This is a genomic window from Actinoplanes sp. NPDC048796, assembly GCF_040650035.1.
Classification (GTDB): Bacteria; Actinomycetota; Actinomycetes; order Mycobacteriales; family Micromonosporaceae; genus Actinoplanes.
This window is the reverse complement of the sequence record NZ_JBEZGO010000009.1, coordinates 352,750-377,545: the sequence shown is the minus strand read 5'-3', so window position 1 is coordinate 377,545 and position 24,796 is coordinate 352,750. Positions and strand designations below refer to the sequence as shown.

The window sequence follows — 24,796 nt, the reverse complement described above, 5'->3', positions numbered from 1 at the left end:
GCTTGCCGCGCTCGCGAAGCTGTGCGGCAGGGAGTCGGACCGAGCAGATCAACTGACCAGGCTGGCTGGCTGATCACCCTGCCTACCGCGAAGCGGAGGCCATTGAGCATGTCGGGTTCTTGGAATGCGGGTCGCGCTGTACGCGCACCCACTGGGGTAGAGGTCATGATCGAAGTGCCGGACGCCCAGCCGGACGAAGCGGCACCCTGGCCCGACACGTCCGCGGCGCTCAGGCCATCCGCAACGGCTCAGATGTCGCCCTATCTGCAGACCTTTGGCATGGTCAGTCGGTCGAAGGGGGGCGGCAAGACGAGGTCCAACTCGCCGCGAACCGGCTGCTGCCTCGGCTGGACCGGAACCACGACGACAGCCACGACAGGGGCCGGGGCGGGAGGCTGAGGGTGATGCTCCGCCGATGATTGCGGGAACCACCAGGCGGCAAGGCTGATCAGCAGGGCCGGGATGGCAAGTACGAAGCTGCCCATGGCCGGCCAGTCGGCAAGTGGGCTGCGGTCTCTTCTCACATAACTTCACTCTGCCGGCGGCCGAGGCGGACCCAACCCCGTACCGGGGGCGAGCTCACCTGCCACCTCCCGCGACCTTCCGGGGCATACGGCCGCACCGACATTGGCTCGTCGGCTGCGCTTTCGGCGGCGGTGTCGCGTCGCCTTGAACACCCCATGCAGAACCACTTCAGGCGCGGATGCCGAGATCGTCGAGCCTTGTCGCGAGCGGATGGGGTTGGCCGGTGAGTGCGGCGAGGGCGGTGGCGACGGCTTGGAGGTCGGCTTTGATGTAGGTCGTGGTGGCGGGGCCGGTGCTGTCGGTGTGTCCGGCGTAGGCGCGGGCGATGCCGTAGCCGAAGTTGCGTTCGACCCAGGTCAGGGTGGTGTGCCGGAGCCAGTGGGTGGAGATGGCTTGGGCGGCGACCCAGGGCAGGCGGTTGCCGAGGCGTTTCCATAGGTGGTCGTAGCGGCGGGAGGTGAGGGGCCGGCCGTCGCGGTAGCGCAGCAGCGCGTCGCCCGGCAGCACCGCGCCGCGGCTGATGGCGTGCTGATGCAGCCGGGCGGCGAGGTTGAGGCTGATCGGCTGCCAGCGCAGGGTTTCGCCTTTCTCCCGCAGCCTCACCACGCCTTGCTCGATGTCAAGGTCCATCAGGCGCAGGGCGAGGGCGCCGCCGCGGCGGCAGGCGGTTTCGGTGTGCAGGCGCAGCAGCAGGGCGTCGAGGATGACGTCGTTGCCGCTGGTCCGGGCGACGGCGTTGATCTCGGCGAGTTCGCGCGGGGTCAGCGCCCGGCGTGGACTGGGTAAGCGGCGGGGTTTGCGGACCTGGTGGGCGGGGCTGGCGCCGGCCGGGATGAGGCCGTCGGCGATCGCGCGGGTGTAGAAGGCGCGGGCGGCGCTGATGACGTTTTCGCCGGCGTGCCGGCCGCCGCGGCCATTGCTGCGCCGGCGGGCATGCTTGACGCAGTGGCGTTGCAGGGCCTCCACATCGGTCGCCGCGACGGCGTCGAGCGGCCAGTCGCCCCACACGGCGGCCATCCGGGCCCAGTAGGTGCCGTACGTGCGGCAGGACGATGGGGTTGCCGCTGCCATGACGCGGGGCAGGTATTCGGCCACCGTCGGCATTCGACGGCTGCTGTCCGGTGCGGCTTGCAGGTCGGCGACGCTTACCCCGAGTTGGGCCAGCAATGTGTGCGCCGCGGCGACCCGGCTCGGATCAGCGGTCATGATGCTGCTCGTCCGCCAGTTCGGTGTAGTGCTCGAGGAGCAGCCGCGTCACGACGGCCTGCGCGTGCGCCACCAGCACGCCATGGTCGAGCAGCGCGGCCAGCACGACCTGGCCGTCATCGCCGATGCCGGCCAGGGCGCGGGCGGCGGCCGGCACGGCGAGCTCACCGCGGCTGCCCACGCTCTGCCGGCCGGTCGCTGAGCTCGTGACGACCACCGCGTCGCCGATGACAACAGCGTCGACCCGGTGCCCGGGCGGCCAGTCCAGCGCCCGCAGGAGCCGGCGGGCGGAGAACCGGCCGGACGCGTCGAGGCGGGCCATGTCCAGCAGCACGGACGTGGCGTCGGCGCCGATCGGCAAGGCGAGGCCGGGCGGCAGTGCCGGTATCAGCGGTGCCGCCGGTGGTGGGCGCTGGAGGGCGGGTGGGATCAGCGCCCCGATCAGCTGTTCGGAACGATCTCCGGGTGGCCCGGCCGGCGAGCCCATGGCATCCATCGTCAGCACACCCCGTGGCGGGATGTCCGGGAAACGCGAAAGGTCAGGCCGTTGGGTAACGGCCTGACCTTTGATGATCCGTTCATACGGATGCGATGAGGTTCCAGTCGGTGAAAACTCACCATTGTGGTGAGATTCCACCGGGGCTGGTGTCCGGAGGGGGACTTGAACCCCCACGCCCGATAAAGGGCACTAGCACCTCAAGCTAGCGCGTCTGCCATTCCGCCACCCGGACTTGCATGTTCAGCTTACCGGTTGCCTGTGCCGACTTTGCAGTCGGTATCGGCGGCCCGGCGAGCCGCACAGGAGAGAACTGTACACGGTCCGTTGGGGAGGGGTTGGCAGGGGTGGGTGGCGGGACATTGCGGGGCATATGACCTGGTTGAAGCGGGTGGCCTGGCGGTAAGGGGTCAGAACGGGCAGCATGGCTGCGTGTCTCAGGCCTCTCCTCTCGGTCCCGCTCGGCAGCGTGCGCAGCAGCTGGCGGGGGTGGGGGACCTCGCGGGGGCTCGGGCTGTGCTCGAGAAGGCTGTGGAGCTGGGGAAAGTCAACCTGGCCGAGGACGATCCGGATGTTCTGGTCACCGCGTATGAACTGGGGACGATTCTTCAGCGGGTCGATGATCCGATGGCGGCTCGGCGGGTGCTGGAGGAGACGTACGCGGCTGGGCTGTGGCGGCTTGGGGAATCTGACGCGCTGATGTTGCGGATCTCGCATGACATCGGGGTGGTTGCTGAGGAGCTGGGGAACCGGCATGAGGCTCGTAAAGCCTTCACCCGGGTGGCTGAGCTGGGGCCGGGGGTGCTCGGTGACGGGGATCCGGCGGTGGCTCGGGCGCGGAGCTATCTGGGTCCGGGGGCCGGCGAGATGGCGGCGGGGGCTGATTTCGTACGGACGGAAGAGCCGGTCCCGGAACAGCGGGTGTGGGGTGGGTCAGAGGTTGCTCCTGTACGGGCCGCGCCCGCCGAGCCTCAGGCTCGGCCGCATGTGCCTGGTCAGGGGCGGGGGCCGCTGGACGAGCCGACGATCGTGCAGCCGATCGTCTCCTCGCCAGTCGCGGAGCCGCAGGCCGCGTATCGACAGGCCACTTATCCACAGGTTGCGCATCCTCCGGTCACAAGCCCTCTGCCCGCGTATCCGCCGGGTGCAAGTGCGGCGCCGGGCGGTGCGTCCGAGGGGTATGCGGGTGAGTTCGGTGGTCCGTGGGTGCCTGCTCAGCGGCAGGGTGGCGGTGCTGTTGACGTTGCTTCTGGGGGCGGCTCACCGGCGTACGGGAAGAAAGGTCTTGGGATCTTCGCGGCCATCGCGGCGGTGCTGGCGGCGGTGATCGCGGTGGCGGCATTGGTGTTCGTGCTGGCCAATCGGACGGGTGATCCTGGTGGGGATCCGGATGTGCCAACTCTCGGTGGGCCGGCTCCGACCGATGTTCGGCTGCGGGACGGCGGGGCTTCGATCATCGTCTCGTGGACTGATCCGTCCGCCGGGTCGGTGTCCTTTATGGTCACCATGGGGCGTCCGGGGCAGGAGTTGAAGCCGGTTTCGACGCTGGGACCTGGGCAGACGTCCTTCGAGATGTCGGGGTTGAACGGGGAACTGAATTACTGCTTCGCCGTTGTGGCGGTGTATCGGGACAACCAGTTCGCCACCTCGCCGCAGGCGTGTACGTCGCGGGCTACGGCTACTCCGCGATAGACCGTGACCACTCTCCGAGAGCTTGATCACTGAGTGCTGCAGCACTTATCCACAATGGGTTACAGCCGCTACGCGGATCCCCCTATGATGGCCAGCGTTCTTGACCGCCATGAATGCGCCGGCCGACGGGGAGGTAGCGGCAGTGACCAGCGAACAGCGACCCAGGCGACGGTGGCGACGCCGTGGCTACCTGGTCACGATGGGCACCGTGCTGGCCCTGGCCGGTGGTCTGGGGCTCACCGTGCTCGGGCTCGGGTCGGCCGATCAAGCCGTGGCCAGCTTCGACGCCGCGTCGTGGGTGTGGAGCCGGGCCAAGGGTGAGGTGGCGCGGGTCAACGGCGTGACGGCCAAGGTGGACACGCGGGTCGACGTGCCGCAGGCGCGCGGCCATCAGGTGCAGATCGTGCAGAACGATCGCTTCGTGATCCTGCGCGACGTCAACACCGGCGCTGTCGGGTCGATGGATCTGACCACGCTGGAGAAGTTCTGGGACGACTCGACCAGTTCGGGCATCGGGGTGCGCATCGCGCTGCACGAGGACTCGGTCTTCGTGATCGACACCGTGCAGGGGCGGGTGCAGCAGCTCGAGCCGAAGAACCTGGCGCCGATCGGTCCCGCGCTCCAGTTCCCGCCGGGCATCGCGGGCGGGGTGTTCGACGGCAAGGGCAAGCTGTGGATCGCCTCCCCGAGCGAGGGGACTGTCACGTCCATCGTGCCGGCGGCGAAGTCGTCGCAGGGCCCGGATCAGAGTGGGCCGCGGAAGGAACGGACCGAAGCGGTCGCGCCGGCGAGCCATGATCTTGTGCTGTCCACGCTCGACGACGGTGTCGCGGTGCTCAACCGGACGACGAACGGGCTGAGCACCATCCGCGACGGGAAGCCGCTGCCCAAGCCGGTGACGTTGCCGCTGGCCGGGCCGGGCGTGCTGGCGCCGCACACCGAGGGCAAGCAGGTGCCGGTGACCGTGCCGGGCGACCGGCATGTGTACGTAGTGGGCGACGACAAGCTGCGCGGCGACTTCGCGGTGCCGGGCGACGGCGAGGAGCTTCAGCCGGCGGTGGCCTGGGAGGGCTACTTCTACGTGGCGGACGCCGACGGGTCGGTGCACGTGTTCGACTCGGCCGGGGCGCGGCAGAAGGACATCAGGTTCGCCGACCCGGGTGGGCCGCTGGAGCTGGAGGTCCGCGAGGGCTACCTGTTCATCAACGCGCCGGGCTCGCAGGCGGCGCGGGTCGTCGACAACCAGCACACGGTTCGCACCGTCGACAAGTACGCCGACGACGTGCTCGGTGGGGACCCGCCGGAGACGCCGCCGCAGGCTCCGCCTCCGCCGCCGAAGCCGAAGAAGCCGGTGGTGACCAAGCCGGGCGCGCCGCGCAACGTGCGGGCGGCGGCGGGCAACGCCGAGGCGCGGGTGACCTGGCAGGCGGCGCGGAACAACGGGGCTTCGATCTTCAAGTACGTCGTGGTGGGCTCCGGGCGCACCTTCGAGGTCGGCGCCGATCAGCGGGCGCTGACCATTCCCGGACTGGTGAACGGGCAGACGTACACGTTCACCGTGAGCGCCGTCAACAAGAAGGGCGCCGGGCCGGCCCGTACGAGCAATGCCGTGAAACCAACCTCCGAGGTGCCGGACCCGCCGGCCGCGGTCACCGCCGAGGCCAAGCCGGACGGCTCGGTCGTGGTGAACTGGCCGGCGGCCAACGGGCAAGGTCTGGAGATCAAGCGCTACACGGTCACGGCGATCTCCGAGGGCGGCAGCGCGCCGATCGGCGACACCACCGAGCCGACGCTGACGATCAAGAGCGGACAGCTTGAGTACGGCAAGCAGTACGCGTTCTCGGTGGTGTCGGTGAACGAGCGCGGCGCCGGGTCGAAGGCGTCGCCGGTCAGCGGGAGCGTGGTGCCGTTCACCGCGCCCGGCAAGCCGGAAGGAGTCGACGCGGCGACCGTGGGGGACCAGGCCGGGTCGATCTCGGTGGCCTGGCAGCCCTCGGTGGACAACGGGCGGACGATCACCAAGTACGTGGTTACGGCCGGCGACAAGAGCACCGACGTCACGGCCGGCACGGCCACGACGCTGACCGGGTTCGAGTCGGGCGTCAACGTGGCGGTCGAGGTGCGAGCGGTGAACGAGGCGGGGGAGAGCGAACCGGGCACGGCCACCGCGCGGACGGTGGCGTCGCCCAAGGTCACGGTTACCGGGGTGAACGCGACCTTCAACGCGGCCACTGTGGCGTTCACCGTGGATCAGGGCGGCGGCACGGCGAGCTGCTCGGTCGCGGCCACCGGCGGGGCGACGGCCAAGGGCAGCTGCTCCAGCCTCAAGCTGACCGGTCTCAAGCCGAGCACCAGCTACACGTTCACGGTCACCGCGACGAACGCGGCGGGCACGGTCCAGGCGAAATCGACCAAGAGCACGGCCAACCTGTTCGGAAAAGCGACCTGCAACAACGGTGAGAACGGCGACACCGCCACGTACTGCAACGAGGATCGCGCCGGGCGCAACGGCAACGAGATCTTCAGCGTGACGAAGCAGGACAACGACAAGCAGGTCGGGTGGGCCAAGCCGGGCACCAGGTTGCAGGCGTACTGCAAGAAGGCCGGCGAGGACGTGGACTCGTACATCTACAACAGCCATAAGAAGAGCACCTGGTGGATCCGGGTCAACTACGAAGGCAAGAACTACATCCCGTGGGCGTGGCTCAACCTCGACGGTGGGGACGACCTGAACGACCTGCCCAACTGCTGAGGTAGACACAGTGAGCGAACCCCTTCCGCCGCAGCACGTCCAGGGCTTCGCCCAGGTGGCGGCCGCGCTGGCCGAACGGATCGGCGCGGTCGTGCTGGGCAAACCCGACGTGGTCGAGCTGGCCCTGACCGCGCTGTTCGCCCAAGGACACGTCCTGCTCGAGGACGTGCCCGGGGTCGGCAAGACCACGCTGGCCCGGGCGCTGGCGGCGTCGGTGCAGGGGCAGTGGCGGCGCATCCAGTTCACGCCCGACCTGCTGCCGTCCGACGTGTCCGGGGTGACGATCTTCAACCAGGCCAGCCGGGGGTTCGAGTTCCATCCGGGGCCGGTGTTCGCCAACATCGTGATCGCGGACGAGATCAACCGGGCGTCGCCGAAGACGCAGTCGTCGCTGCTCGAGGTGATGGAGGAGCGGCGGGTCACCGTGGACGGGGTGCCGCATCCGGTGCCGCAGCCGTTCCTGGTGGTGGCTACGCAGAACCCGGTGGAGATGGACGGGACGTACCGGCTGCCGGAGGCGCAGCTCGACCGGTTCCTGGTGAAGCTGTCAGTGGGTTATCCGAGCGAAGAGGTCGAGGTGGAAGTGCTGCGCGGGGCGGCGTTGCGATCGCCCGACACGCTCGAGCCGGTCACCGACACGGCCACCATCGGCGAGATGGTGCGCATGGCGACGCATGTGCACATCGCGGAGCCGCTTTACACGTACGCGGTGAGACTGGCCACCGCAACGCGCAACCACCCTCAAGTTCGCGTCGGGGTCAGCCCGCGTGGGGTGATCGCGCTGACCCGGGCGGCGTGCGCGTACGCGCTGATCCACGGGCGGGGATACGTACTGCCGGAAGATCTCAAGACGCTGCTCGGGCCGGTCTTCGCGCATCGCGTGCTGCTGTCGGCCGACGCGCAGCTGCGCGGGGTGACCGCGGCCGAGGTGCTCGACGACGCGGTCCGGTCGGTGCCGGTGCCGCTGCCGGACAGCAACCGCGTCGCGGCCGGGGCGTGACCAGCGCCCCCGCCGCCGGTGAGCCGCCGCTGCCGGTCGGCAGCGCTCCGCCGACCGGCGGCGGCCCCGCCGATCCCCCGGCTCAGAGGGATGCCGTGCGAGAGAACGCCGCGCGAAAGGATGCCGCTCCTACCGCGGCCGACAGGTCAAACGAAGCCAGTCGCAGCGGCGGCCGCGGTACGGGCGGCGGCAGGGGCGGGCACGGCGCCGATGGCGGCGGCATTCTTGCGAGCGGCGGGAGTGGTGTCGGCGGCCGTGCGAGCGGCGGCAATGGCGCCGGTGGCCGTGCGAGCGGTGGCAGTGGCGGGAGTGGCGCCGGCGATAGTGCGAGCGGTGGCAGTGGTGGGAGCGGCGTCGGCGGTAGTGGGGACGGCGGCCGTGTGAGCGGCGGTAGCGGGAGCGGTGTCGGTGATGCGGTGCTGCGGCGATGGCGCCGGACGGGGGTCACCGGGCGGGGTGCCGGGCTGGTGGTGGCGGGGGCGGGGCTGATCGCGGTCGGGTTCCGCTACGGGTATCCGGATCTGGCTCTTCTTGGGGCGGCGGCTGTGGTGGCGCTGGTCTGTGCCGTGGGGTTCGCGCTGTGGCGGCCTCGGCTCGGGGTGGAGCGGGTGGCCGATCCGGATCGGGTGGCTCGGGGTGAGCCGGCGCGGATGACGTTGACCGTGCGCAACACGAGCCGGATGCGGGCGGCGAACCTGGTCGCCAGCGACCGTTGTGGTGGTGGGGCTGTGCCGGTGCCGCTTCTGCGGCTGCGGCCGGGGCGGGACACCACCGTCGACTATGCGGTGCCGACCAGTCGGCGGGGGGTGGTGCCGGTCGGGCCGTTGCGGGTCACCCGGGGGGATCCGCTTGCGCTGGTGACACTTTCCCGGACGTACGGGGGAATCGCTCATGTCTGGGTCCATCCCCGGATTCATCTGCTGCGGGCGGTGCCGGCGGGGATGGCGCGCAGTTTGGACGGGCGCATCGACAAGGTGCCGCAGGGGACGATCACGTTTGACACGTTGCGTGAGTACGTCATCGGGGACGAGATGCGGCGGGTGCACTGGCGCAGCAGCGCCAAAGTGGGCGAGCTGATGGTGCGCGAGCAGCTGGACACGTCCGAGCCGGCGATCGTGGTGTTGCTCGACGATCGGGCGGTGGCGCATCCGGAGGTGCGCGACGGGGTGGCCGAGTCGTTCGAGGCGGCGTGCGAGGCGGCGGCGTCGATCGTGGCGGCCGCGGTCCGGGAGGATCTGCCGGTCAGTCTGCATCTGGTGAGTGAGGTGGCGACCGGGGCCTACCTGGACGTGCTGACCGAGGCGACGCTTCGCGCGGGCGACCTGGCGGCGACGCTGCGGCGGATGCGCTCCCGGCGGCTCGGGGACACGCTGATCTTTCTGACCGGTCCGGGTGGGCGCGGCGACCTGGGCGCGGTGAGTGGCTTGCGGGGTCCGTACGCCGTGGTGCTGGCCGGGCTCCTCGGCGACCGGGACGGCGCGCCGGTCTCCGCCGGCGACGGCCTGATCGTCATCGACGCGGCCGACGGCGCCGAGTTCGCGGCCGCCTGGGACGGAGTCCGCGGATGGTGAACCACGGCATCCGCGAAAGCGCGCAAATCGGGCCAGGGGTCGAGGCGCGTCGGCGAGGACTGGCGGAGGTTCGGGGCGGGGCGGCGTGGCGCGGAGCGGCGGGGGCGCGGGGAGCGCTGCCGGGGTCACGGGGCGAGGCGCGGCGGCGAGGGCGGGCGGGGGCACTGCGTGAGGAGGCGCGGCGAGGAGCGGCGGCGGTATGGGGCTGGAGGTTGCGGCGAGGGCTGACGGGGACCCGGGGTGAGGCGGCGCGGCGAGGGCCGGCGGGGATCCGGGGTGAGGCGGCGCGGCGCGGGCCGGCGGGGGTGCGGGCGAGGCGCGGGCATGACTAGGTGGGTTCGGGCTGGGGTGGTGGCTCTGGCGCTGGCGGGGATGGTTGCTCTGTCCGGGGTGGTGTTGGGGCGGATCTTCGCGGGGGCGCTGCTCACTCAGCTCGTGGCGGGGGCGGCGGCCGGGTCGGTGGGGGTCGGGCTGGCGGCTCGGCGGCTGCCCAACTGGGTGGTGGCGCCGCTTTCGGCGGTGCTGCTGGCGGCGTACACCGTTCTCGCCTTGAAAATCTCGGCGGATCGGGCGGAGACGGCGGGAACGCTGACCGAGATTGCCCGCGACTCGCTCGTGAACGGGATTCCGCGGCTGCTCACGGCGCTGATTCCGGTGGAGGCCACGCCGGACACCGTGGTTGTGCCGGTGATTGCGGCTTGGCTGGCGGGACTGGCGGGGACCGAGATCGCGGTGCGGGCCGGGCGGGTGCTTCTGGGGCTGCTGCCGGCTACGGCGCTGTATGCGGGGGCGCTCTACGTGGTCGGGCCGAACGCGGACACGGCGCGCTGGACGACGCTTGTCTTCGCGGGGCTTGCCGTGGGTGCGCTGGCCGCCAGTGCCCGGGCCGTCGGCCAGCCCACCGTGGAGGCGGTTCGGGGCGTTCGGGTGCGGGTAAGCGCGGCGGCCGCCCTGGTGATCGTTCTCGGGCTCATCGCGGCCGTCGGGCCGTGGATCGGCGGGCGGGTGGGTGCCACGCCGGTCGATCCGCGTCGCTATGTCGAGCCGCCGCAGGTGGACAGCCTCGACGAGAGTCCGCTCAACCGGATCTCCGGGTGGGCTCTGCGGCCGCGCGATCCGCTGCTCAAGGTGTCGCCCGCTGCCGGGGCCAAGGGCAAGGTCGTACGGCTGCGGTTGGCCGTGTTGCCCGACTATGACGGCGTGACGTGGCGAGTCGGCGCGACCTACCGCAATGCCGGGCGGGTGCTTCCGGTTCTGCAGCGGCCGCCCGACACCACTGTGGCCCGGGTGCGCCAGGACGTCACGATCGACGGGCTCGCGGGGCGGCTGCTGCCGGTCGTGCCGACGCCGACCGAGGTTGCGGGGGCGCGGGTCGCCTTCGACGCGGCGACCGGGACGCTGATCGGGCCCGACCGGCTCAGCCCCGGGTTGACGTATTCGGTCACGTCGGAGCTGCAGACGCCCGACCTCAACCTGTTGCCCACGGCCGAGACGCCCTCGGGGGACGCGGTCGCGCGCTATTTGACCGTCGGGGCCGGCGTGCCCGACGAGATTCAGCGGCTGGCCGACGAGCTCGCCCAGGACAACGGGGCCGCGTACGACCGGGCCATGGCGATCCAGGAGTTCATCGCCGAGCACTATCGGCGGGTCGCCGACGCGCCGAGCGGACACGCGTACCCCAATCTCAAGTTCTTCCTCTTCGGGCCGCGTCAGCAGGGTGGGCAGGCCGGCACGTCGGAGCAGTTCGCGGCGTCGTTCGCGTTGCTGGCCCGGATCACCGGGCTGCCGAGCCGGGTGGTGGTCGGCTTCGACGCGCCGGCCGCGGGCGGCACGGTCAGCGCGGGCAATGCGATCGCCTGGCCGGAAGTGCTGTTCGATCGCCTGGGCTGGGTGGCGTTCGACCCGATGCCCAAGAGCAAGGACCCGCGGCCGGTCGAGGAGGACTTCCGGCCGAAGCCCGCCCCGCCGACGACACCGCCCGCCCCGCCGTCGGCGCCGTCCGAGACGCCGCCCAGCTCGGCCCCGCCGACCGTCATGGCGGCGCCGCCCGGCCCCGGCCCGTCGGCCGCGGTGGTCGCCGGGGGAGCCTCCGGCTCGGTGCTGCTCCTGCTGGCCGCCGCGGCCGGCGCGATCGTGCTGATGCGGCAGTCACTGCGCCGGCGGCGCCTGAGCGCCGGCACTCCGGACGACCGGATCACGGGCGCCTGGTCGGAGTTCACGGACGCGCTCCGCCTGGCCGGCCGCCCGGTGCCGCCACATCTGGCGGCGACGGAAGCCGCCGCGTACGCCGAAAGTGATGCCGGGCTGCCGCCGCTCGGCGACCTGGTTGCCGGCATCAACACGGTGGGCTTCGCCCCCGGATCAGCCGACGACGGTCAAGCGGCCCGGGCCGGCGGTCAGGCCGTCGCCTACGTCGACGCTCTGCGGGCACGCCGGTCCTGGTGGCGACGCCTCTGGTGGACCGTCCATCCCGGCCCGTTGCGCTGGAGCCGCCGGAGATGACGGCGATCCCGGGCCGGCCCCGGACGCGCTGACGAAAGCCAGATCGGGTCTTTACCGGACGCTTACAACGGCTGCCTAGCGTCGGCGCCATGAACGACCGTCGTCAGATGTCGCATCTGCTCCGCCGGCTGACGTTCGGCCCCACGGCGGCCGAAGTGGACGCGGCCATGCGGGCCGGGCTCGACGCCACGCTGGCGTCCCTGCTGCGCCCGGCCGCCGCCATGACCGCCGTCGGCCTGGGCGCCGACCCGGTGGCGAAACTGGCCACCGGGGCCACGCGTGAGCAGCGGCAGGAGGCCCGCAAGCAGCAGCGCGATCAGGTCGCGACAGCGGTCCGCTGGTGGCTGGGCCGGCTCGCCGGCGGCGGTGCGGCCGAGAAGCTGACGTTCTTCTGGCACGGGCACTGGGCCACCAGCGTCCGCAAGGTGCGCTCGGCCCAGCTGATGCTGGGCCAGCAGGCGACCCTGCGACGGTACGGCGCCGGGGACACCGGGCCGCTGGTCCGGGCGATGCTGCGCGATCCCGCCCTGATCGTCTGGCTGGACGGGCAGCGGAACACGCGTAAAGCCCCCAACGAGAATCTCGCCCGCGAAGTCATGGAGCTGTTCACGCTCGGCGTGGGGGCGTACTCGGAGGCGGACGTGAAGGCCGCGGCCCGGGTGCTGACCGGCTGGCAGGTCGACCGGGCCACCGGCGCCGCGCGCCTGACGGCGAAGCGGCACGACGACCGGCCCGTCACCCTGCTCGGCCGGACCGGGACGTTCGACCTCGACTCGTACGCCGATGCCCTGGTCCGCCACCCGGCGCACGTGCCGTATCTGGCCGGGAGGCTCTGGTCCCGCTACGCCTCGGACACCGCACCCGTGCCGTCCTCGGTCGCGGCCGCCGGGCGCAACACGACCGCGCTGCTCGAGGCGGTGTGCCGCGCCCCCGAGTTCCCGGCCACCGCCGGCACGCTGGTCAAACAGCCGGTCGAATGGCTGATCGGCGCGATACGGCAGCTCGGCCTGCGCGTCGGTGAGCTGGAGACCGCCGAACAGCAGCGCCTGATCGGCGTGCTGCGGGCGCTGGGCCAGGTGCCGATGTCGCCGCCGTCGGTGGGCGGCTGGCCGGCGGGCATGGCGTGGCTCACCACCTCGTCGGCCATGGCCCGGCTCAAGGCCGGTCAGCTGCTCGTCGCGCTGACCCCGGCGGCGGTGGAACGTCTCACCGGCACCGACCGCGTCGAGGCGCTGGCCTCGCTACTGGTCGTGGATGGCTGGTCCGACCGCACCCGGGCCGCGCTGAGCGGCGTCAAGGATCCGCGCCGGCTGCTCGCGCTGGGGCTGGCCAGCCCCGAGTACGCCGTCCACTGAGCGTCAGGAGAGCACGGACATGGACAGCATCACCCGGCGCCGGTTCCTCGTCGCCAGCGGTGTCACCGGCGGCGCCGCCATGGCCGCGGGGGCCACCGCCTTCGGACTGCGCGACCTCCTCGCCACCGCCGGCGACCGCGATCCGGGGGCCGGCACCCTCGTCCTGATCACGCTCTACGGCGGCAACGACGGGCTCAACACCGTCATCCCGTACGGGGATCCGGCCTACGCCGCGGCGCGGCCCGGCATGACGTACGAGCCGGAAGCCCTGTTGCCGCTCGAGGACGGCTTCGCCCTCAACCCCGGCCTGCGGGGCCTGCACCAGCTCTACCACGACGGCCGGCTGGCGGTGGTACGAGGCGTCGGCTACCCGAAGCCCAACCGCAGCCACTTCCAGTCGATGGACATCTGGCAGAGCGCGCAGCCCGGCCGTCCCGGCACCACCGGCTGGCTGGGCCGCTGGCTGGACACGGCGGGCGGTGACCCGCGCCTGGCCGTGTCGTTCGAGCCGGTGCTGCCCCCACTGCTGGCCGGCGCCACCTCGGCCGGCGCGACGGTGCCGGGTGGGGTGCTGTCCCTGCCGGGCGGCGTGGCCCCGTCCGTGGTGTCCGAACTCGGCCTTCCCGTGCCCGGCGAGTCGCCGGCTCAGGCCCGCGCCGCTTCCTGCTTCGCCGACCTGATGCGCGTACAGGACCTCATGAAACAGATTCGCGAGGGCACGGCCGAGGTGGACGCCGACGACGGTGACCCGCCGGCCACGGCCACCGGCGGCGCCGCCCCACCGCTGGACCAGCAGCTGGCGCTGGTCGCCCGGTCGGTCGAGGCCGGAGCGGCGACGCGCGTCTACTCGGTGTCGATGGGCGGGTTCGACCTGCACGCCGACGGCAAGGACGCGCAGCAGGCGCAGCTGGCCAAGCTCGACGAGCCCCTGGCCGCCTTCACACGGCGGATGGCCGGCAAGGGGGTCGTGGTCGCGGTCTACTCCGAGTTCGGCCGCCGGGTCCACGCCAACGCCTCCGACGGCACCGACCACGGCACCGCCTCCGACGTCTTCCTGCTCGGCGACGGCGTCCGCGGCGGCCTGCACGGCGAGCCGCCCAGCCTCACCGACCTCGACGACGGCGACCTGAAGTACACGGTGGACTTCCGCGATGTGTACGCCACCCTGCTGGACGGCGTGCTCGGCGCCGATTCGCAGCGCATCCTGGACGGCTGGACCGGGCACCTCACCGGCGTGTTGACCTGATCGCGTTCAGGCCAGGGCGGCCGCGCCGAACGACACGGAGAAGCGTTTGCACCAGATGCTGACGCTGCGGAAGTCGTTCGGGTCGACGGTGGCGGGCAGACGGTAGACCTGGTCGCCGTGATTGCCCTTGAGCCGTCCCAGTTCCGCGTAGGCGCCGTCGTCGAAGACGCGCCAGCCGTCCGCGCCCGTGCGTACCGCCCGGTCGGACAACCACACCCGCAGATCGGGCCCGTCGGAGGTGTCGAGGCCGATCAGCTCGAGTTGGTGGCGGCCGTCCGCGGTGCGCACCACCCGGGCGGTGCCGGTGGTGTCGTGCTCGTGAGTGACGAAGGTGCCTTGCTTGAGCACCGTCGCCGCCGGTACGGGCACGGGTGCGGACGCCGCGGTGGGCGGGGCGGCGGTGGGCGGGGCGGCGGAAGCCTCGACAGACAGCGTGTCGGTCACGGTCGTGTCGGTGAACAGCCGCCACGGCTGGAACCAGTACAGGGCCCCGGCGCCGCCGATGCCGAACAGCGCTATGACGGTCCAGGTGAAGGGCTTCGAGAGCCGTCTGCGGATCACAGCTTCGAGCCAACCCGACAACGGCCGTCCGGGCCAGGCCTCGGCGCTTACCGTTCTCTTACGGACCGGTACATCAGGCGTCTCCCGTGGTAGAGCCCTAATCAATTCGAGTTAGGGCCTTGGTAGCCCCGCTTGCGAAGCTTTTCTCACGACGGCAGGAACCGCATCTCACCGAGAAGAAATCGGAATCTGCCGCCTTCTTTCCGAGCGGGGGTGACAACAATGACGTACACCATCATCACGAACGACGAGCCGGACTTCGGCGTCAAGTGGGCCGTCTTCTGAGCCGTCTGGCGATGAAGAAAGCAGCACCAGCGATTTCGCGGTGTGGGGGCCGGCCCCCGGCTTCCGCATCGAAGACATGAAGTCGCAAATTTGAGGGCCCGGCATTCGCCGGGCCCTCAGTCATCCTTGAAGGAGATTTCATGGAGCCCATCGCCCTTGACGCGAAGCTTCGCGTCAAGCCGATTTATCCAGTCTATTCAGTCACCGATCGGCTGTTCAGAATCGGGGCGCAGCGTGGCATCACCGTCGACATCGACGATCCCCATGGTCAGATGCGAGCGCTCGTTGACCTGCTCGGCGGCGACCGGACCATCGCCGCCGTACTGGAGCAGATGCGGCAGAGATTCCCGCAGTTGACCGACGCCGACATGCTCGAGGCAATTCGGCAGCTCGCCGGTCGGGGCCTGCTCGAAGGCGCCGAACCGACTCCCTACGAAACCGATCCGAGCCTCACCCGATACCTCGGCAACGTGAACTATTTCAGTCACTACGCGACAATCGCCGAGTCTCGCGCGGCGGCTCAGGAGAAGCTCCGTGAGTCAAAGGTCGTGCTTTTCGGACTGGGCGGTGGAGGCTCGTATGCACTCCCCTTGCTTGTCGCCGCCGGGTTCGGGGAGATTGTGGCCGTCGATTACGACCGTGTCGAGCTCTCCAACCTGAACCGTCAGCTTATGTACGCCGAACAGGACGTCGGCCAGTTCAAGGCCGATGTGGCGCAGCGGCGCATGCGTCAGGCCAACTCGACCGTCGCTGTCTCGACCATCACGAAGAAGATCGAGTCGGCGAGGGACGTGGCCGACATCGTCGGGGGCGCGGACATCGCCATCTGCGCGATCGATGAGCCGCCGTTCGTTGCCCAGCGGCGGGTGAACGCCGGCTGCGTCAGTCAGGGGGTGCCCTATGTTTGTGGCGGATCCTTCGTCAGCCGGGGACGTGTGTTCTCGGTCCACCCTGGGGAGTCCGGCTGCCTGGACTGCCTGCATATCTACTACGCGGGTAAGGATCCGCTGTTCGCGTCTCAGCTGTCCGCCATCCTGGATCAGGACACCGGCGATGTGACCATCGCCTTCGCTCCGCACATCGCCACAGTGGCCTCTTTCATGGTTGCCGAGGCCGTTCGGATGACGACCGGGCACGCTCCGGCGTTGTCGGTGGGCCGCCAGCTCGAACTCGAGTACGAGACCGGCAGTTGGGAGCATCTGTGGGAGTGGCCGCGGTACGGCGATGAATGTCCCACATGCGGGACGGGCAATCCCGGCGACATGTTCTCGATGTACGAGGACGTGACGGCGTCCCTGCGTGCCGCGACGGCCGGGCGGTGACTGCCCCGGCCGATCGGATAGCCGCTCTGTCTCAGGACGTTCTCATGCGGCGTCCGGATCGTGCTCACCTGAGGATCGCCTCGGACGGGCGAACGATCGCTTATTTGTCCCACGGTGGCGCTGAGGCGCTGAACCTGTGGGTCGGAGATGTCAGCGATCCATCGAAACGACGACAGGTTACGTCGTTCACGGACGACCGCATCGAGGATTTCCTCTTCTGCTGCGGCGGCCGGCATCTTCTGTACATGACGGATGGCGACGGCGACGAGATCTGGCGCTTGAATGTCGTGAACCCGCAGACCGGCGACGAACTGCGCTTCACCCTCGGAGAGGGCGTACGGGCGACGATCGTCGAGCACAACGCCCGGCACCCGGATCACACGGTTCTGTCGCTGTCGGGAAGCAACCCGCAGCTTCGCGGCCTGCATGTCGGTGATCTGCGATCCGGTCGCATCTGGAAGATCGATAGTCCGTCCGGATTCGCTCGATGGCTCGTCGACCGCGATCTCACTGTCCGTGGCGGCGTCCGCAGCCACGCCGACGGATCCGCGACGATCATGCATCGCCCGCACGCGACGGCGCCCATGGAGGTGATACTGGATCTCGAGCCGGATGATGCCACCTGTACCGACGTCATCGGATTCGACAGCACCGGCGGATGGCTCTACCTCTCCAGTTCGGTCGGCGCGGACCACGTTCGGCTGCTCGGATACGACGTCGCAGCGCGGCGGCTGCGCGTGCTCAGTGAGGAACCGGGCCGGGATGTCGCCGGTGTCTGGCTGGAACCACGCAGCTTCACACCGGACGTCGTCGTCTACAGCGGCAAGAGGCCGATCTACCGGGCCATGGGCAACGGCATCGCTGCGCATGTGGACACGCTGCTGCGCCAGGGCGACAACGTATCCGTCCAACGCTCCGATTCCGATCGATACTGGATCGTCTCCTACGACCGGCCGGAACATCCGATCCGCTACTTCAGCTACGACCGTCATGAGAAGTCTCTGCGGTACGTCGGCGCGCACAACGATGAGTTGGAAAGTGCGCGGATGTCGCCGATGCGGCCCTTCACCTTCGCCGCGCGCGACGGCTTGGAGCTGAATGGGTACGTGACGCTTCCGTCAGGAGCTGCGGGAACGGCCCAGCCCACTGTACTTCTGGTGCACGGCGGCCCGTGGAGCCGTGATGAGTGGCAATTCAATCCGGTCGTTCAATGGATCAGTTCTGTCCTCGGCTTCGCCTGCCTTCAGGTCAACTTCCGTGGATCCACCGGCGCCGGAAAGGCCTTCCGCAACCTCGGTAACAGGCAATGGGGTAAGGCGATGAACGATGATCTGCTCGACGGCGTGGCCTACGCGGTCGAGCAGGGTTGGGCCGATCCGAACCGTGTGGCGGTCATGGGCGCGTCGTACGGCGGCTATGCGGCTCTGATGGCGGTCGCGGCGCCGCAACAACCGTTTCGATGCGCCATCGCGCAGGCCGCGCCGACCGACCTCGTCGCCATGCTCGAGACGCTTCCTCCGCATTGGCACGGGGCCCGGTCGAACCTTCATCGCCGCATCGGGGACCCTGCGACCGATCGTGCCGAGCTCCATCGCATGTCACCGATCGCCCAGGCCGACCGCATCGAGGTGCCCGTCATGCTCGCCGACGGCGCTCAGGACCCGCGGATACCCGTGACGGCCACGCAGCGAATCGTGGATTCTCTGTCCCGGCGGGGCATCGAGTGCCACCGGCTGGTCTTTCCCGACGACGGGCACATCTTCGCCCGGCGGGAGAACGTGGCGAGCTTCTACGCCGCGGCCGGTCAATTCCTCCGCACCCACCTAGCCGTTGGCTAGACACCTCTTCGACCGGCAGGGGATCCCAGTGCTGTTACGAACCGTCGAGCTCACCAAGACGTACCGCGGCGCGATCCGAGCCAACGACGCCATCACTCTCCGCGTGGCGGCGGGTGAGGTAGTTGGCCTGCTGGGTCACAACGGGGCCGGCAAGTCCACGCTGATCGGCCAGATCGTGGGGCTCATCCGGCCGACAAGTGGAGCGATCGAACTGGCCGGCCGCGATCCGGTCGCGGACCCGGCCTTCGCCAGGCAGGCGTGCTCGACACAACTGCAGGCCCAAGCTCCGCTGAGTGGTGTCACACCAGCCGAGGCCATCGAGATGATCGGACGCCTTCGAGGCGGGCGCCGCCCCGCCGTTCGCGCCCGGACGCGGCAGCTGCTTTCCGCCTTGGACATCGCGAGATGGTCCACGACCAACGCCGACGATCTGTCCGGTGGCGTGCGACGGCTCACCGCGTTCTGCATGGCAGTGGTCGTACCCGGTCAACTCGTACTGCTCGACGAGCCCACCAACGATGTCGATCCGATCCGGCGTCGGCTGCTGTGGGACCAGGTCAGATCCCTGGCGGACTCCGGACACGGCGTTCTTGTTGTGACACACAACGTCGCTGAGGCCGAGCGCGTCGTCGACCGTGCCGTGGTTCTCGACCAGGGACGAGTGGTTGCTCATGGCACGCCGGCCGAGCTTCGGGCCGGGATCTCGCACAGCCTGTGCCTGGAGGTCACCCCCTCGACCGGATCCGCACTTCAGATCGAAGAGTGGGCGAGCGTGACACCGTCCGATGCCGAGCACCGCATGACGCTGCGTCTTCTACCAGAGGATGCCGCCCGTGCGGCGGCATGGGCGCAGGCTCAGATGGCCGCCGGCGCGATCGAACAGTTCAGCATCAACCCGGTGAGTCTCGAGGACGTGTACGTCGGGCTGACCACGCAGACCGAGGAGGCAGGCGAGGATGCACTGGTTGCGTAGCTACACGCTGCTGATGAAATGGACGCTCATTCGGCTCAAGTACGTGGCGCCGCTGATGGTCGTAGTGCAAACATTCCTCGCGGTCGGCATCGTCGTCGGATTCGCCTTTCTGCTGCCTCAGGTGGACGCCAACTCGGCCCTGTATCTCTCCACCGGGGCCGCGACGCTGGGGCTGATCACAGTCGGTATGGTGCTGGCCCCTCAGGTCGTGGCCGATTCCAAGCGGGACGGGAGTTTCGAATACAGCCGTACTCTGCCGGTTCCGCGGCTGGCGCTGGTGGCGGCGGACGTCAGCATCTGGCTGCTCATCGCCTTGCCCGGCATCGCGTTGTCGCTCGTGGTGGCGGCCTTGCGCTTCGATCTCGCCTTGGACGTGAGTCCACTCGTCGTTCTCGCGCTGCTCCTGGTGACGGTTACCAGTATCTCCATCGGATATGCGTTCGCCTACGCGGTGCCGCCGACCGTGAGCAGCTTGATCTCCCAGGTGATCGTCTTCGTGGCCCTGATGTTCTCCCCGATCGACTTCCCCGCCGAGCGCCTGCCGGGTTGGCTTCAGGACCTGCACCTCTTCTTGCCGTTCCAGTACATGGCGCAGGCCACACGGGAGACGATGATGGCGTCACCGCACGGACTCAGCGTTACGCCTTTCCTGGTCCTCGGGCTGTGGTGCACAGCATGCCTTGCTGTGACGGTACGCATCATGTCCCGGCGGAAGTGACCGGCGGCGCCTGGACCCAATCGATGACCGTACGGTTGAACAGCTCGGGAAGATCCTGATTCCAGAGATGCTTTGCCTCCGGAATGATTCTGAGTTCGGCATTCGGAATTCCTGCGGCGGCCGTCCGCGATGCGACCAGGTTCAACCTGTCCTCGGCGCCACATGTCACTAGCGTCCGCGCTGTCACCAACCCGAGGTCGGATCGAAGGTCGGCTCGCCGCAACTGTCCCATCACCTGCAGCAGTTGCGGCTTCGTCACGCCGTCCTCCTCGAAGCTGCGTGTCGGCATCAGGCGCATCATCGCCGTCTGCAGGCCCGTGATCAGCCGGGGCGGGCGCACTTGCACGCCGGACAGCATCAGGCTGGCGATATCCCCGGGATAGCGAGCGGCCCAGCGCAGCGCGACCATGGCACCTGCCGACAGCCCACAGACGTGAACCGGCCGTTTGCGGGTAACGGCGTGGAGAGCGTCGGCCGCTGCGTCGAGTGAGAAAGGTCCGGGCGATCGGCCATATCCCGGAAGGTCGGGCAGAAGAAGCTGGAATCGGCCACTGAGCGCCTCACGCTGTGGGCCCCACATCACGTGACTCTCGCCCGCCCCGTGAAGCAGCACCAAGAAGGGCCCCTTGCCCGGCCCGATCTCGTCCACGAACAAGGACACTTCCTACCCCTTCGATGAGCCGCCGAGGCGGTTCATGCGCTCGGCGCAGCGGAGCCAGTGCCATGGGGCTGCTGAGGTCGGCCGCCGTGGTATCGGCGACGGTTGATCGAAGCTAGCATGTTCGACAAGGGCGATGATCCAGTGGAGGCAGGAGCAATCGGGGAGAATCATGTTCACCGGAGTTCCATCGATCCGGGTGCTGGGTCCGTTGCGGCTTGAGGGTCGCTCCGGCTCGGTACGGATCGCCGGTCATCGCAAACTCACAATGCTGTCGATGTTGATCCTTGCGCCGGGGCGTCGCGTCACCAGCGGGCAGCTCACAGAAGCGCTCTGGGAGCGGCCGCCGAACTCAGCACGCCAGCAGATCCACAACACCGTACGACTTCTGAGGCAGGACCTCGCGGCAATCCCGGACATCGACCTGGTCTTCGACGGCACCGGTTACATGGTCGACGCACCGACGAAGGCAGTAGACCTGTGGCGGTTCAACGCCATCGTGGAGGCCGCGGCCCGGCTGGCTCATACAGGCCAGACCGCCGAGGCGGTGCGGATGTACGCCGAGGCGGTCGCGCTTTGGCATGGTGACGCGTTCGAGGGGATGAACGCGGCGCCCGTGGCGCCGGCCCTGGGGGAACTGACTCTCCGGCATGTGAGCGCCTGGGAGGAGCTCGCCAAGCTGCGGCTGCGATCGGGTACTTCCGACTCGGATCTGTGCAACCAGCTCAGTGTGCTGGTTTCCCGGAATCCGCTGCGAGAATCGTCCCATCTGCTGCTGATGGAGGCGCTCGTCGCCGACGGCCGCCAAGCGGACGCGTTGATGGCCTACGAGGAGTGCCGCCGATATCTCGCGGCCGAGCTGGGCGTCGACCCGGGCGACGAACTCAAAGCCCTGCACCGAGCGATTCTCCGAGGACAGCCCACCTCGGACAGGGAGCCTTATCAAGACCGGCGGCCTGCGGTCTCCTCCGCGACAACCTCGCCGGACTCACTCCCCGCCTCGACCGGAAGTTTCATCGGCCGGGAAGCGCAGCTTCGCATCCTCAAACGCGTGTGCGCCGAATCCTCGGCCACCGCTTTGGCCATCTCGGCGCTCAGTGGAATGGGCGGCATCGGGAAAACCACACTCGCGGTACGCCTGGCGCATGACCTGAAGGCCGACTACCCGGACGGCCAATACTTCATCAACCTCAACGGCTTCACTCCCGGCCTGGAGCCGATAACCGCCCGGAGAGCGCTGTTGAACCTGCTGTCGCAGGCCGGTCTGCCCATCGAGTCGATCCCCAGAGACACCGATGCGGCATCGGCCACCTGGCGTGCTCAACTCGCGGGTAAGCGATGTCTGCTTCTCCTCGACAATGTCGCGTCCGCGGAGCAGGTTCGCCCCCTGTTGCCGGGTTCACCCGGCAACCTGGTCATCATGACGAGCCGGCTGCGGCTGGGAAACATCGACGGCTCGCATTCTCTTGCCCTCGATGTTCTCGACCCCGCGGAGGCCGTGACGCTGTTTCTGCGAATCAACGGCCGAGAGCGCTGCGATGACTTGGGCGAGGTCGAAAGGGTCGTGGACCTTTGCGGGCGTCTGCCGTTGGCCATCCGCATTGCCGCGGTTCGCTTCAAGGACAAACGAGGATGGACGCTCGCCGAGCTCGGACGCCGGCTGAGTGACCAGCGCTCACGAGAGCGTGTGCTCATCGCGGGCGACAGAAATGTGTTCGCTGCGCTCGAGGTGTCGTATCCGCATCTGACGGAGGCTCAGCAACGGCTGTTCCGTCTCCTGAGCGTGCATTTTGCGGCCGTGTTCGGTCCCACGTCGTGCGCCGCCTTGGTGGGTGACGAGGTCGGTTCTGTGGAGGACGACCTCAACGGTCTGTTCGACGCCAGTGTTCTCAGCCAGAACGAGTCCGGTTGCTACGAGATCCACGATCTGATGCGGGACGCGGCTCGCCGGCTCTCGGATCGGCACGACACCGACGAGGAGCGAACGTCGGCGACGGTACGCCTGATAGACCACTATCTTCAGCTGGCGGTGGCGACGCTGGGCCCGCTCGCCAAGGCGGAGTTCGCATATTTCGGAATAAGCCGCGACCCGGAGGCGTCGCGAGACGGAAAGGCCGATCTGGCCAAGGCCATCGAGGCGTACCCGGCTTTTGCGGCGGCCATCACGGCTGCTGAGAGGTTGGGGCTCCACGATCGTGTCTGGCGCTTGATCTGCGCCCTTCAACCACTGTTTTCCGCACGAAACTATGGCGGCGACGCCGCCAATCTGTTCCGGCTCGCGGTTCGTTCGGCGCAGGCGTGTGGCGATGAGATCGGGGAGGCGATCGCCAGCTCGGGACTAGCTGTAGCCAGTCGTGAACGGGCGGACACGCAAGAAGCCCTCCGGGCCTTCGGCCTTGCCATCGGCTTGTCGGAGAGGCTCGGGCGCAGCGACTGGCTGGCATTCCAGCTCTCCGACCTGGGCGTCATGCATCTCAACAGCGGTCAACTCGGACTCGCCGCCGAGGTCTTTGAGCGTGCCATCGCCCATGCCGAGCGTGCAGGCGATAAGGAATCCGCGCGCGGGACACTGGTAAACCTTGCGGTCGTTGCTCGGCAACTCGGAAATTTTGATGATTCATATCAGCATCTACGCCGAGCCGAGCAGATGTCAGGTGGGGGCGAACACGTCGAGCTGGTCATCGCACTCCATCTCGGCTACACGCTGGCCCTGACAGATCGCACCGAGGAGGCGCTGGAGTACTTCGGGAAGAGCCTCGGCTTGGCTGAGAACTTGAATCTCCCGGTCTTTCAGGCCGCCGCATCGTGCGGCGACTCGGGCGCGGCTCGGCGGAGTGGTGACCATGTCCGGGCGATACGCTCCGGGCGTGCGGCGTTGGCACTCACCAGGACCTACTCGTCGGTCGAGGTCGAGTGCGAGGCGCTTCTGGTGCTGGGCGAGGCATTTCTGGCGGCAGGGGAACCTGATCGTGCCGTCGAATTGCTGAACGAGGCGAGCCGCGCGGCCGAGACCGGAGGATTCATCAATTTGCTGGGACGTGCTGTCCTCGGCCTCGCGCACGTGGCTGTTCGCCGGGGAGATGACGAAGAGAGGGTAGAGATCCTGACTCGATCCGACCTGGCCGGCGTCACCGACGCCGTCGTCAGCGTCAGCATCGCCCGGCACCTGTCGAACGTGAGTACCTGCTTCTACTGTGCTTCTTCAGCCGACATCAGCTGGGATGCCGCAACACGAGAGCGCGTATCTTGACGAGATCCGGCGCACGCCACCAGAAGGCTGCCCAGCATAGCCAGGCTGAACGCGGGAAGACCCATGAGAACCCCGATTGACGAGTGCAGGGCCAGCCCGAGCATCAGGGCCAGCAATCGCATTCTTCGATTCCCGCAGATGCCGGCTGCGATGATCAATTCAGCAGCGACGACCCCTACTTCGATGAATGTCATGACGAGGTGGTTCTCGACCAGGGGAAGGAGAGGCGTCAGAATCATCGAGGGCATCCCGAAAGTGGGATCCAGGAGTACCGACTGGATCCACCCGCCCGTCCCCCATCCGGGCGTGACGACCTTAGTCAGCGACGCGACGATGTAGACAACGGCCAGCTGTATCCGAATAGTCAGAATTGCTGCCGCCGCGGCGCCGTCCTCTCGCCTCGCAGGCCGGGGGTGGGGCGCCGCGGCCCATGCCCATGATCGGTCGTCTGCGAGGCATATGGGTATCAGTAATGCGGTAACGATCGTGGCTACTCGTTCGCCGCCGGTGTTCACCGTGAAGGCGAGGGCGATACTCAAGGTCACCACAAAGTGAGGTATGCAGGTCAACCGAGCCTTGAATCCAAGCATGACTGCCGCCAGAGTGATCAGCGACAGGGCTCGGGCGAGCCCGGTCCCGCCCGTGACCGACATGTCGGCGCACCAGATCGACAGCCAGTTGGACGCGCATGGACCTGCCGGTCGCTCCGCTGCGGTAAATGCCACGTCATCGGTGATGAAGACCAGATTGCAGATCTGTGCGGCCGCCAGGACCGAGCGACCTGCCTGCACGTATCGATCGATCGGCGAGAAGCTTGTCGCCCAAGCGCGAAGGCGGGTCAACGGC

The 24,796-nt window shown here is 68.9% G+C and carries 17 protein-coding genes and 1 tRNA gene; 12 read left to right on the top strand and 6 right to left on the bottom strand.

Annotated features, from left to right (window positions below; genetic code table 11):
• Positions 1 to 693: 693 nt before the first annotated feature.
• From AB0C26_RS32960 to AB0C26_RS32950, 3 genes are all read right to left on the bottom strand, one after another.
• On the bottom strand, positions 694 to 1,731 hold the full coding sequence (locus tag AB0C26_RS32960; RefSeq protein ID WP_360255482.1) for a site-specific integrase: 1,038 nt from the start codon (positions 1,729 to 1,731) through the stop codon (positions 694 to 696).
• Complete coding sequence (locus tag AB0C26_RS32955; RefSeq protein WP_360255480.1) at positions 1,721 to 2,227, bottom strand: hypothetical protein; 507 nt, start codon at positions 2,225 to 2,227, stop codon at positions 1,721 to 1,723. Before AB0C26_RS32955 ends, AB0C26_RS32960 begins: the two co-directional genes overlap by 11 nt.
• A gap of 147 nt (positions 2,228 to 2,374) precedes the next feature.
• A tRNA-Leu gene (locus AB0C26_RS32950) sits at positions 2,375 to 2,462 on the bottom strand.
• Positions 2,463 to 2,743: 281 nt separating this feature from the next.
• On the opposite strand from AB0C26_RS32950, the gene AB0C26_RS32945 reads away from it, so the two are divergent.
• The 7 genes from AB0C26_RS32945 to AB0C26_RS32915 all read left to right on the top strand — a co-directional run bounded on the left by AB0C26_RS32945 (position 2,744) and on the right by AB0C26_RS32915 (position 14,345).
• Complete coding sequence (locus AB0C26_RS32945) at positions 2,744 to 3,919, top strand: hypothetical protein (protein WP_360255478.1); 1,176 nt, start codon at positions 2,744 to 2,746, stop codon at positions 3,917 to 3,919.
• Between the two features lie 109 nt (positions 3,920 to 4,028).
• The gene (locus AB0C26_RS32940) at positions 4,029 to 6,671 is read left to right on the top strand and encodes a fibronectin type III domain-containing protein (RefSeq protein ID WP_360255530.1); all 2,643 of its coding nucleotides are present in this window, start codon (positions 4,029 to 4,031) and stop codon (positions 6,669 to 6,671) included.
• A 10-nt stretch (positions 6,672 to 6,681) separates the two neighbouring features.
• Entirely contained in the window at positions 6,682 to 7,671 is a 990-nt protein-coding gene (locus AB0C26_RS32935) for a MoxR family ATPase (RefSeq protein ID WP_360255476.1), read from the top strand.
• Between the two features lie 416 nt (positions 7,672 to 8,087).
• Entirely contained in the window at positions 8,088 to 9,242 is a 1,155-nt protein-coding gene (locus AB0C26_RS32930; RefSeq protein ID WP_360255474.1) for a DUF58 domain-containing protein, read from the top strand.
• A 324-nt stretch (positions 9,243 to 9,566) separates the two neighbouring features.
• Positions 9,567 to 11,744, top strand: coding sequence for a DUF3488 and transglutaminase-like domain-containing protein (locus AB0C26_RS32925; protein ID WP_360255472.1), 2,178 nt, complete (start codon positions 9,567 to 9,569; stop codon positions 11,742 to 11,744).
• Positions 11,745 to 11,833: 89 nt separating this feature from the next.
• Positions 11,834 to 13,099, top strand: a complete 1,266-nt coding sequence (locus AB0C26_RS32920) for a DUF1800 domain-containing protein (RefSeq protein ID WP_360255470.1) — start codon at positions 11,834 to 11,836, stop codon at positions 13,097 to 13,099.
• A gap of 19 nt (positions 13,100 to 13,118) precedes the next feature.
• Complete coding sequence (locus AB0C26_RS32915) at positions 13,119 to 14,345, top strand: DUF1501 domain-containing protein (protein ID WP_360255468.1); 1,227 nt, start codon at positions 13,119 to 13,121, stop codon at positions 14,343 to 14,345.
• Between the two features lie 6 nt (positions 14,346 to 14,351).
• On the opposite strand, the gene AB0C26_RS32910 is transcribed toward AB0C26_RS32915, so the two are convergent.
• Positions 14,352 to 14,864: a DM13 domain-containing protein gene (locus AB0C26_RS32910; protein WP_360255528.1), complete on the bottom strand. Its 513-nt coding sequence runs from the start codon at positions 14,862 to 14,864 to the stop codon at positions 14,352 to 14,354.
• Between the two features lie 467 nt (positions 14,865 to 15,331).
• Here AB0C26_RS32910 and AB0C26_RS32905 point away from each other — a divergent pair, with 467 nt between their 5' ends.
• From AB0C26_RS32905 to AB0C26_RS32890, 4 genes are read left to right on the top strand one after another with little or no spacing between them, the layout of a single operon-like run.
• A complete protein-coding gene (locus AB0C26_RS32905; protein ID WP_360255465.1) occupies positions 15,332 to 16,513 on the top strand; it encodes a ThiF family adenylyltransferase in 1,182 nt (393 codons plus the stop codon).
• A gap of 44 nt (positions 16,514 to 16,557) precedes the next feature.
• Positions 16,558 to 18,351: a S9 family peptidase gene (locus AB0C26_RS32900; protein ID WP_360255463.1), complete on the top strand. Its 1,794-nt coding sequence runs from the start codon at positions 16,558 to 16,560 to the stop codon at positions 18,349 to 18,351.
• A 31-nt stretch (positions 18,352 to 18,382) separates the two neighbouring features.
• The gene (locus AB0C26_RS32895) at positions 18,383 to 19,324 is read left to right on the top strand and encodes an ABC transporter ATP-binding protein (RefSeq protein ID WP_360255525.1); all 942 of its coding nucleotides are present in this window, start codon (positions 18,383 to 18,385) and stop codon (positions 19,322 to 19,324) included.
• The gene (locus AB0C26_RS32890) at positions 19,308 to 20,042 is read left to right on the top strand and encodes an ABC transporter permease (protein WP_360255461.1); all 735 of its coding nucleotides are present in this window, start codon (positions 19,308 to 19,310) and stop codon (positions 20,040 to 20,042) included. The genes AB0C26_RS32895 and AB0C26_RS32890 overlap by 17 nt, the downstream gene beginning before the upstream one ends.
• Here the strand turns inward: AB0C26_RS32890 and AB0C26_RS32885 are convergent.
• The gene (locus tag AB0C26_RS32885; RefSeq protein WP_360255523.1) at positions 20,023 to 20,691 is read right to left on the bottom strand and encodes an alpha/beta hydrolase; all 669 of its coding nucleotides are present in this window, start codon (positions 20,689 to 20,691) and stop codon (positions 20,023 to 20,025) included. The genes AB0C26_RS32890 and AB0C26_RS32885 overlap by 20 nt on opposite strands.
• 181 nt (positions 20,692 to 20,872) lie before the next feature.
• On the opposite strand from AB0C26_RS32885, the gene AB0C26_RS32880 reads away from it, so the two are divergent.
• A complete protein-coding gene (locus AB0C26_RS32880) occupies positions 20,873 to 23,950 on the top strand; it encodes a BTAD domain-containing putative transcriptional regulator (protein ID WP_360255459.1) in 3,078 nt (1,025 codons plus the stop codon).
• Here AB0C26_RS32880 and AB0C26_RS32875 read toward each other — a convergent pair.
• Positions 23,890 to 24,792 carry an HTTM domain-containing protein gene (locus AB0C26_RS32875; RefSeq protein WP_360255456.1) on the bottom strand — a complete coding sequence of 301 codons (903 nt, stop codon included), beginning with the start codon at positions 24,790 to 24,792 and terminating at the stop codon, positions 23,890 to 23,892. The genes AB0C26_RS32880 and AB0C26_RS32875 overlap by 61 nt on opposite strands.
• Positions 24,793 to 24,796 lie beyond the last annotated feature (4 nt).